Here is an 8,296-nt window from a genome sequence, read left to right as displayed (position 1 = left end):
AAGGCCATCGCGCAGCGACGCGACCGCAGGGAGCGCCCTTGACGCGCCGGCCCGCACCGAAAGGACAATGGGCGGCCGGGAAGCCCCCGGACACCGCCCGACCCCGCCCCACCGTGACCCCGTTCCCACGAGGCACCGCCCAACAGATCCGCCCCGTCCCTCACCCGTACAGCCCCGCGAACCACCCCGCCACAGCCCTCGTGTGCAGGGGGAACGCGAGTTCTGCCGGGCCGTGCAGGACGTGCCAGCCCGTGGTCTCGTCCGTGGCGGCCGACGGGGGCAGGGAGGCCAGCGGGCGCGTCGGCAGGAGGCCGAAGAGGAGCAGGTGGCCCGCCGGGGAGCTCATCGCGTCGGCCAGGGTGACCTCGGCCGCCGGGGCGTGGATGCCCGTCTCCTCGCGCAGTTCCCGTACGACCGCGTCCCGCCAGTCCTCGCCGAAGTCCATGAAGCCGCCCGGCAGGGCGATTCCGCCCAGGGCCGGCTCGATGGTGCGGGTGATCACCACGAGCCCCGTGCCGGCCTCGTCCTCGACGGGGAGCAGGGTGACGGCGACCGGGAGCGGGTTGCGGTAGGTGACCGCGCCGCAGGAGCCGCACGTACGGGGCCAGTCGGTGGTGTCGAACAGTCCTCCGCAGGTGGAGCAGTGCGAGTCCCTCACGTGTGCCGGCATGCCGCGATGGTATGCCAAGGCGCATGCGGATGACGGTGGTTGCAGGGTGTGCGGCGCTGCTGCTGGGCGGGTCGGCGGCGCCCGGGTTCACGGCTCTGGCGGATGTGGATCCGAGTATCGGGCAGGACATCCGGTACGCGGGCGAGCACAACTTCACGGGCGGGGTCGTGGACGGGTACGAGGAGCCCGTCTGCCTGCTGGCCCGGCCCGCGGCCGAGGCGTTGCGGCGGGCGCAGCGAGTGCTGCTGCGGCGCGGGTATTCGCTGCTGGTCTACGACTGCTACCGGCCGCAGCGTGCCGTGGACCGGTTCGTGCGGTGGGCTGCGGATCCGGACGATCAGCGGACGAAGGCGGAGTTCTACCCGGACGTCGACAAGTCGCGGCTGATTCCGGAGGGGTACATCGCGGAGAAGTCCGGTCACAGCCGCGGGAGCACGGTGGACGTGACGCTGGTGCGGCTGCCGTTTCGGCGTTCCGTCGACATGGGGACGGCGTTCGACCGGTTCGATCCGATCTCGCACACGGACGATCCGCGGATCACGGGTGCGGCGCGGGCCAGCCGGCAGTTGCTGGTGCGGGTGCTGGGGGCCGAGGGTTTCGTGAACCTGCCCGAGGAGTGGTGGCATTTCACGTACAAGCCGGAGGCTTTCCCCGACACCTACTTCGACTTCCCGGTGGCCGTGGGATCCACCCGGCCTTGAGCCCCGACTCACAGCCCCCTACCCACAGGCCCACCCACACGGCAGACTTCTGACGGATCGTCAGATACCGCTGCTCGGGAGGGGCCTTGGAACGCTTGGACCGCTTGGACCGCTTGGACCGCACACGTAAGCCCGTCGTGAGCGGGTGGTTCACCGTAGACGCAGACGGCCCGGAGGGTGGCTTCCGCCTGCTCGGCACCCGTTGCTCCGCCTGCGCCGCGGTGTTCTTCCCCCGCGAGGACGCGTACTGCCGCAACCCCCACTGCGCCGGAAACGGCCGGCTGGAGGAGGTTCCGCTGTCCCCCCGCGGCCGGGTGTGGTCGTACACCGACGGGCGGTACCGGCCGCCCGCGCCGTACGTGTCGGAACCGGACGCGCCGTGGGAGCCGTACACCCTGGTCGCCGTGGAGCTCCCGGCGGAGGGGATGGTGGTGCTCGGGCAGGCGGCGCCCGGGATCACCGTGGCCGATCTCGCCGTCGGGATGGAGGTCGAGGTGGTCGGCGGGGTACTCAACGAGACGGCCGACACCACATGGACCACATGGCACTTCCGCCCGGTGGCGTCAAAGGGTAACGCGCAATCCCCCACGCCCACGCCCACGCCCACTCCAACCCCCACCCCCACCCCCGCCCCCGCCGGAGGCCTGTCGTGAACACCGACGTCGCCGTCCTGGGAGCCGGCATGCACCCCTGGGGCAAGTGGGGCCGGAGTTTCGTCGAGTACGGGCGGGCGGCCGCCAAGGCCGCGCTCGCCGACGCCGGGCTGGACTGGACCGACGTGCAGTCCGTGGTCGGCGCGGACACCGTGCGCTCGGGGTACCCGGGCTACGTCGCCGGCGCGACCTTCGCCCAGGCCCTCGGCTGGCAGGGCGCGCGGGTGACCAGCGTATACGCGGCCTGCGCCTCCGGAGCCCAGGCGATCGGGACCGCCCGTGCGCAGATCCTGGCGGGGCTGGCCGACGTCGTGCTGGTGGTCGGGGCGGACGCCGCGCCCAAGGGGTTCTTCGCCCCGGCAGGCGGGGACCGGCCGGACGATCCGGACTGGCTGCGGTTCCGGGTGCTGGGGGCGACGAACCCCGCGTACTTCGCGCTGTACGCGCGGCGGCGGATGGCCGTGTACGGGGACACCCCGGAGGACTTCGCGCTGGTCAAGGTGAAGAACGCGGCGGCCGGCGCGCTGAATCCGCTGGCCCGCTACCGGTCGGCGGTGACCGCGGAGGAGGTCGCGGCTTCGGCGGTGGTGGCGGATCCGCTGCGGCTGCTCGACATCTGTGCCACCTCGGACGGAGGGGCGGCGCTGGTGCTGAGCAGCATGGAGTTCGCGCGCTCGCGCGGGGTGGCGGACCCGGTGCGGATCCGGGCGGTGTCGACGGTGACGCCGACGTATCCGCGTACGGTGCTCGACCTGCCGGACATCGCCACCGATTCACGGACGGGCATGGCGACCCAGCCCGGACCGTCCCGGACCGAGTCCTTCCGGGCCTCCATCGCCCGCGCCGCCTACGAGGAGGCCGGGCTCGGACCGGAGGACCTCTCGCTGGCCGAGGTCTACGACCTGTCGACCGCGCTGGAGCTGGAGTGGTACGAGGACATCGGCCTGTGCGGCGCGGGCGAGGCGGCCAAGCTCGTACGGGAGGGGGCGACCGCGCTCGGCGGCCGGATCCCGGTGAACCCCAGCGGCGGGCTGGCCGCCTTCGGGGAGGCGGTGCCCGCCCAGGCGATCGCGCAGGTGTGCGAGCTGACCTGGCAGCTGCGGGGTACGGCCGGAGCGCGGCAGGTGCGGGGGGCGCGGGCCGGAATCACCGCGAACCAGGGGCTGTTCGGGCACGGCTCGGCGGTGGTCGCCGTGCGGGGGTGAGGAAGCGCTGCGGCGGCGGCGCGTACGCCCGGGGCGCCCGGGGCGCTCGGGGCGCTCGGGGCGCTCGGGGCGCTCGGGGCGCTCGGGGCAGCCCGGCGTGACGCTCCCGCAACGGACGTCGAAGGACAGCCGGCCCCCGAACAGGTGCTGTTGCGCGAACGCTTGACGGCCCCCGGCCACAGGTTCACACTCGCTCCACAGTCTCGCGCCGCGCCCGACGCCGCGACCGAGGCCCTGGATCCCCCCATGAGAGCCGCGGCCCGTACCCCAGTCGGCGGGGGTACGGGCCGCCTCCCGTCACACCACCGGGTCAGGCCACCCGCTCACGTCCCCGCCGTCAGGCTCTGCCGGCGGGCGCGGGCCAGGGACATCGCGTGCTCGACGACCCCCACCAGGACGTCCTTGACCGATTCCCGGTCGCGGGCGTCGCACAGCAGCACCGGCACCTCGGCGTCGAGGTCGAGTGCCTCCCGTACGGTCACCACGGGGTGGCGTTCCGCCCCGTCGAAGCAGTTCACGGCGACCACGAAGGGGATCTCGCGGCGCTCGAAGTAGTCGACGGCGGCGAAGCAGTCGGCCAGCCGGCGGGTGTCGGCGAGGACCACGGCGCCGAGGGCGCCCTGGGCCAGCTCGTCCCACAGGAACCAGAAGCGGTCCTGCCCCGGGGTGCCGAAGAGGTACAGCACCAGGTCCTCGCGCAGGGTGATGCGCCCGAAGTCCATGGCCACGGTGGTGGTGCTCTTGCCCTCGACTCCCCCGGTGTCGTCGATGCCGATGCCGGGCTCGGAGAGCGATTCCTCGGTCCGCAGCGGTCTGATCTCGCTCACTGCGCCGACCAGGGTGGTCTTGCCCACCCCGAAGCCTCCCGCGACGAGGATCTTCAGGGTAAGCGGCTCGACCGGCGACACGGCGTGCATGGCACCGGTGCGGCTAGAGCGCCCGAAGGCCATCGATCACCTCACGCAGAATGGATTCATCGGGCAGTTCGGCCGGCGGCACCGGCCGGGTCACGTGGACCAGTTCCTCATCCGCCAGGTCCCCGATCAGGACCCGTACGACCCCGACCGCGAGGTCGAGTTCCGCCGCCAGCTCGGCGACCGACTGCGCCCGCCGGCGGCACAGGTCGAGGATGTGGGCGTGTTCCGGGGACAGGGTCATGTCCCAGACGGGGTCGTCGGCCGCCGGCTCGGCGATGACGAGTGCGATCAGGTCGAGCCGGTGCCGACCGGCGTGGCTGGTCCGGCCGCGGGTCATGGCGTACGGGCGTACGACGGGACCCGCCTCGTCGTCGAACCAGTGCGGGTGCGCGGGCTGCGGCTCGTACCGGCCGTCCTGGCCGTCCCCGTCCCGACTGTCCTGGCTGTCCTGGGTGTCCTGGAGCTCCTGGCCTGATTCGCTCATGCGGTACGACTCACCCTCCGGCTGGCCCGGAGCGCGGCGCGGTCGACAGGTGGTCGCCCACCCGCTTGACCATCAGGGTCATCTCGTACGCGACCTGGCCGACGTCGGAGTCGGCATCGGACAGCACGGCCAGGCAGCTTCCGTCGCCGGCGGCCATCACGAAGAGGAAGGCCTCGTCGAGCTCGACCACGGTCTGGCGGACGCTGCCGGAGTCGAAGTGGCGGCCGACGCCCTTGGCCAGGCTGTGGAAGCCGGAGGCCACGGCGGCCAGGTGCTCGCTGTCCTCGCGGGTCAGGTCCTTGGAGCTGCCGGTGGGCAGGCCGTCGCCGGAGAGGACCACCGCCTTGCGGATGCTGCCGACCCGGTCGACGAGCTCGTCGAGGAGCCAGTTGAGCTGGCCGGAGCCGCGGCTCCGGGTGTCGTTGCCGGTGTGCGGTGCGGTCATCGACCGTCCCCCTCGTTCTCGTTCCCGCTCGCGGGACCCGGGGCGGCGCTGGTGCCCACCGCGGGCTCGGACTGCTGTGCGTGCTGTGGCTTCTGTGCCTGGTCGGGCTGCTGAGCCTGGTCTGCCTGGTCTGCCTGGTCTGCCTGGTCTGCCTGCTGCTGCTCTTGCCGGTCCTGGCGCTCCGGCCGCTCCAGCCGCTCCTGCCGGTCCTGCTGCTTGCGGCCCGCCGTCCAGCCCCGCTGGAGCGCGGACATGCGCAGGCGTACGTCCTCGGCGTCGCGCTCGGTCACCGGGTCGGGCGCGGCTTCGCCGGGCGCCGGCGCCCGGGTGGCCTTCAGCTGGGGCGCCAGACTGGCCTGGCGGACGCGCTTGGGCAGCCCCCCGGGGCCGGTGGTGGTCGGCGGCCGGAGGTCCGCCGCGGTCTCGGGCGCCGGCTGCGGGACCACCGAGACGGGGCGGGGCTCCACCCGGCGGCCGTGCTCGGCGACCAGCGTCGGGGTGGGGCGCCGGCGCGGGAGCGGCACGGGCCCGGAGCCGCGGGCGGCCTCGGGGCGGGAGCTGCGGACCGCCGCGTCGGCGCGGTGGCTCTCCAGCCGGACGGGGCCGGTCGGGGCCAGGGGCTCCCGCTCGCGGTCCCGGGCGCCCTTGCGCTCGGGGTGCGACAGGTCGGCGGGGCGCAGCCCCAGCAGGGCGCTGCGCGGGGTCCCGTGGGGCGGGGTCTCGTCGTCGAGCGTGGCCATGGCGGGGCGGCCGCCGACGCCGGTGAGGCCTGCGATGCCGGTGCCGAGCTCGTCCAGGGTGGTGGGCTCGTCCAGGCCGTCGAGGCCGAGGAGGCCCAGCGGGGCCTCGAGTTCGACCGGGCCGCGCCGGCCGCCGCCGGCGGGCAGGGGCTTGCCGGCGGGGCTGCGGTGCACGGCGGCGGAGGCGGTGTGGGCGGGGCGCCGGCCGGCGGTGACGTTTCTGCCGTGCTTGCCGCCGTCGGCGGGGCGGGCGCCGGCGCCGTGGGTGTCGGGGGCTTCGGTGAGCAGGGCGGCCGGCAGGAACACCACGGCGGTGGTGCCTCCGTACGGGCTGGGCTGGAGGACGACCTTGATGCCGTGGCGCTGGGCGAGGCGGCTGACGACGAAGAGACCGAGGCGGTCGGTGTCGGAGAGCTCGAACTCGGGGGTCTCTGCGAGTCGGAGGTTCGCGTCGAGGAGGGCCTCGGGGTTCATGCCGAGTCCGCGGTCGTGGATCTCGAGGGTGAACCCGTTGGCGACGCGCTCGCCGTGGACCTGGACGGCGGTGTGCGGGGGCGAGAAGACGGTGGCGTTCTCGAGGAGTTCGGCGACGAGGTGGGTGACGTCGGCAACGGCGGGGCCGGCGATGCCGAGGCGGGGCAGGCGGCGTACCTCGATGCGCTCGTAGTCCTCGACCTCGGCGACGGCGGCGCGGACGACGTCCATCAGCTGCACGGGCCTGCGCCACTGCCGGGAGGGGGCTGCGCCGGAGAGGATCACGAGGCCTTCGGCGTGGCGGCGCATGCGGGTGGTCATGTGGTCGAGGCGGAAGAGGTCGGCGAGCTCCTCGGCGTCCTCGGTGCGGCGCTCCATGGTGTCGAGGAGGGTGAGCTGCCGGTGCAGCAGGACTTGGTTGCGGCGGGCGAGGTTGACGAAGACCTCGGAGACGCCCTTGCGGAGTTCGGCCTGCTTGACGGCGGCTTCGACGGCGGCGCGCTGGAGGGTGTTGAGGGCCTGGCCGACCTGGCCGACCTCGTCCTTCTCGTACTCCAGGCGGGGGGCTTCGGTCTCGACGTCGACGTGTTCGCCGGCGGCGAGGCGGCGCATGACGGCGGGCAGGCGGACGCCGGAGACCTCGTGGGCCTCCTTGCGCAGGCGGGAGAGGTCCCGGACGAGGTCGCGGCCGATGCGGACGGACATCACGAGGGAGACGGCGAGGGCGATGAAGCCGAGGATGCCGGCGACGGCGGCCTGGAGGAGGACGTCCATGGCGACGGGTTCGACGCGCTTCTGGTAGCGGTCGCCGGCGGCGGTGCCCATGGTGGCGAGGTCGTCGAGGACCTTGTTCGCGGCCTCGTCCCACTGGGCGGCGGTGAGGGCGCGGGGGTTCTTGCCGGGGCCGCCGGTGAGGAAGCGTTCCTCCGCGTCGCGCAGGGGCTTGGTGTCGGGGCCGTTCCAGTACTGCTCGAAGAGGTCGCGGTCGGCGCCGGGGAGGATGGCGAGGTTGAACTCGTAGAGCAGGGTGCGGTTGGCGGCGAAGTCGGAGACGTGCCGGATGTCGGTGGCGCTCACGTTGCGGGCGGCGAGGGCCGCGGCGATGACGGCGTCCTCGCGGGAGAGGGTTTCGCGGGCGCGGGTGATGCCGACGAGGGCGCGGCCCTGCTTGTCCATCTCCACGTTCTCGAGGGCGTGGAGGTTCATCAGGAACTCGTAGCAGGGGTCGACGAGCCGGCTGTAGAGCTCGAGCGCCTGGTTGGGGTCCAGGGTGCTCTGGTCGACGGAGCGGCGCAGGGCGCCGATGCCGTGGAAGGCGTCGAGGATGGAGTTCAGGCGCTGGGCGGCGGCGGGGCTGAGCTCCTCGACGACCTCGGGGTCCTTGGCGCTCTTGCTGATCTTGTCGACGAGCTCGTCGGTGGCGGTGCGGCGCTTGGTGAGTTCGGTGGTGGCGGTGGAGGCGCGGGGGTCGCCGAGGACGACGAGGGTCTGGCGGCGTTCCTTCTGGATGACGCGGACGACGTCCTCGATGGGATAGCCGACCTTGTCGATGACGTAGGCGACGTCGAGGAGTTGGACGGCTTCGCGGCCGGTGATGACGGTGGCGAAGCCCCACAGGGCGGTGAGGGAGACGAGCGGCACGAGCAGCAGCGCCACGATCTTCCGGCGGATGGACTTCCCGCGAAAGCGCATGGCCTCCCCAGCCTCCCCCAGCTCAACCCCTTTGCCCGGGGTTGGTGTTCCGTCATTTAAACGGCGTGAGCCTACTACTGCCACGGAGCGGCTTCGAAGGCGTGTCCGGACGTTTTCGGCCTGAGGCCCTGGCGAAGATCACGAGTTGTCCGATACATCCGGTCAAGTGCAGCCCGTTATGTGGCAGATGACACTCCGTGGGGCCTCGGTCCCCGCAACGGGATGGATGGCTGGAATTCTTCGTTCCGCGATGGACGGAATGCGGGAGGAGTCCGCATTGCGGGAATCTCACGGGAATCTCTCGGCGCCGTCGCA

General features: G+C 73.0%; 7 protein-coding genes and 1 pseudogene. 3 read left to right on the top strand and 5 right to left on the bottom strand.

Annotated features, from left to right (window positions below; genetic code table 11):
* Positions 1-160 precede the first annotated feature (160 nt).
* A complete protein-coding gene (locus tag ABZ924_RS24965; RefSeq protein ID WP_361913814.1) occupies positions 161-670 on the bottom strand; it encodes an NUDIX domain-containing protein in 510 nt (169 codons plus the stop codon).
* A 29-nt stretch (positions 671-699) separates the two neighbouring features.
* On the opposite strand from ABZ924_RS24965, the gene ABZ924_RS24960 reads away from it, so the two are divergent.
* The 3 genes and pseudogenes from ABZ924_RS24960 to ABZ924_RS24950 all read left to right on the top strand — a co-directional run bounded on the left by ABZ924_RS24960 (position 700) and on the right by ABZ924_RS24950 (position 3,229).
* The gene (locus ABZ924_RS24960) at positions 700-1,371 is read left to right on the top strand and encodes a M15 family metallopeptidase (protein ID WP_361913811.1); all 672 of its coding nucleotides are present in this window, start codon (positions 700-702) and stop codon (positions 1,369-1,371) included.
* 113 nt (positions 1,372-1,484) lie between these two features.
* A pseudogene (locus ABZ924_RS24955) lies at positions 1,485-1,931 on the top strand (zinc ribbon domain-containing protein); the annotation flags it as partial.
* Between the two features lie 89 nt (positions 1,932-2,020).
* Positions 2,021-3,229, top strand: coding sequence for a lipid-transfer protein (locus ABZ924_RS24950; RefSeq protein WP_361913808.1), 1,209 nt, complete (start codon positions 2,021-2,023; stop codon positions 3,227-3,229).
* A gap of 323 nt (positions 3,230-3,552) precedes the next feature.
* Here ABZ924_RS24950 and ABZ924_RS24945 read toward each other — a convergent pair whose 3' ends face one another.
* Genes ABZ924_RS24945 through ABZ924_RS24930 form a run of 4 tightly spaced genes read right to left on the bottom strand, consistent with a single transcriptional unit; the run spans position 3,553 to position 7,981 of the window.
* Positions 3,553-4,179 (bottom strand): ATP/GTP-binding protein, encoded by a 627-nt coding sequence (locus tag ABZ924_RS24945; RefSeq protein WP_361913807.1) that lies wholly within the window; start codon positions 4,177-4,179, stop codon positions 3,553-3,555.
* Positions 4,160-4,630 (bottom strand): DUF742 domain-containing protein, encoded by a 471-nt coding sequence (locus ABZ924_RS24940; protein WP_361913805.1) that lies wholly within the window; start codon positions 4,628-4,630, stop codon positions 4,160-4,162. Before ABZ924_RS24940 ends, ABZ924_RS24945 begins: the two co-directional genes overlap by 20 nt.
* A 10-nt stretch (positions 4,631-4,640) precedes the next feature.
* Positions 4,641-5,075: a roadblock/LC7 domain-containing protein gene (locus ABZ924_RS24935; protein WP_361913803.1), complete on the bottom strand. Its 435-nt coding sequence runs from the start codon at positions 5,073-5,075 to the stop codon at positions 4,641-4,643.
* Entirely contained in the window at positions 5,072-7,981 is a 2,910-nt protein-coding gene (locus ABZ924_RS24930; protein ID WP_361913800.1) for a nitrate- and nitrite sensing domain-containing protein, read from the bottom strand. The genes ABZ924_RS24935 and ABZ924_RS24930 overlap by 4 nt, the downstream gene beginning before the upstream one ends.
* Positions 7,982-8,296 lie beyond the last annotated feature (315 nt).

This window comes from Streptomyces sp. NPDC046876, from assembly GCF_040645035.1.
Lineage (GTDB): Bacteria > Actinomycetota > Actinomycetes > Streptomycetales > Streptomycetaceae > Streptomyces.
Note: the sequence above shows the minus strand (reverse complement) of the source record. Positions and strands in the feature narration are given on the sequence as shown.

What these genes read in the sequence shown, in the direction of transcription:
- ABZ924_RS24965 (WP_361913814.1), bottom strand. Translation starts at nt 670, where the DNA reads ATGCCGGCACACGTGAGGGACTCGCACTGCTCCACCTGCGGAGGACTG.
- ABZ924_RS24960 (WP_361913811.1), top strand. Translation starts at nt 700, where the DNA reads ATGACGGTGGTTGCAGGGTGTGCGGCGCTGCTGCTGGGCGGGTCGGCG.
- ABZ924_RS24945 (WP_361913807.1), bottom strand. Translation starts at nt 4,179, where the DNA reads ATGGCCTTCGGGCGCTCTAGCCGCACCGGTGCCATGCACGCCGTGTCG.
- ABZ924_RS24940 (WP_361913805.1), bottom strand. Translation starts at nt 4,630, where the DNA reads ATGAGCGAATCAGGCCAGGAGCTCCAGGACACCCAGGACAGCCAGGAC.
- ABZ924_RS24935 (WP_361913803.1), bottom strand. Translation starts at nt 5,075, where the DNA reads ATGACCGCACCGCACACCGGCAACGACACCCGGAGCCGCGGCTCCGGC.
- ABZ924_RS24930 (WP_361913800.1), bottom strand. Translation starts at nt 7,981, where the DNA reads ATGCGCTTTCGCGGGAAGTCCATCCGCCGGAAGATCGTGGCGCTGCTG.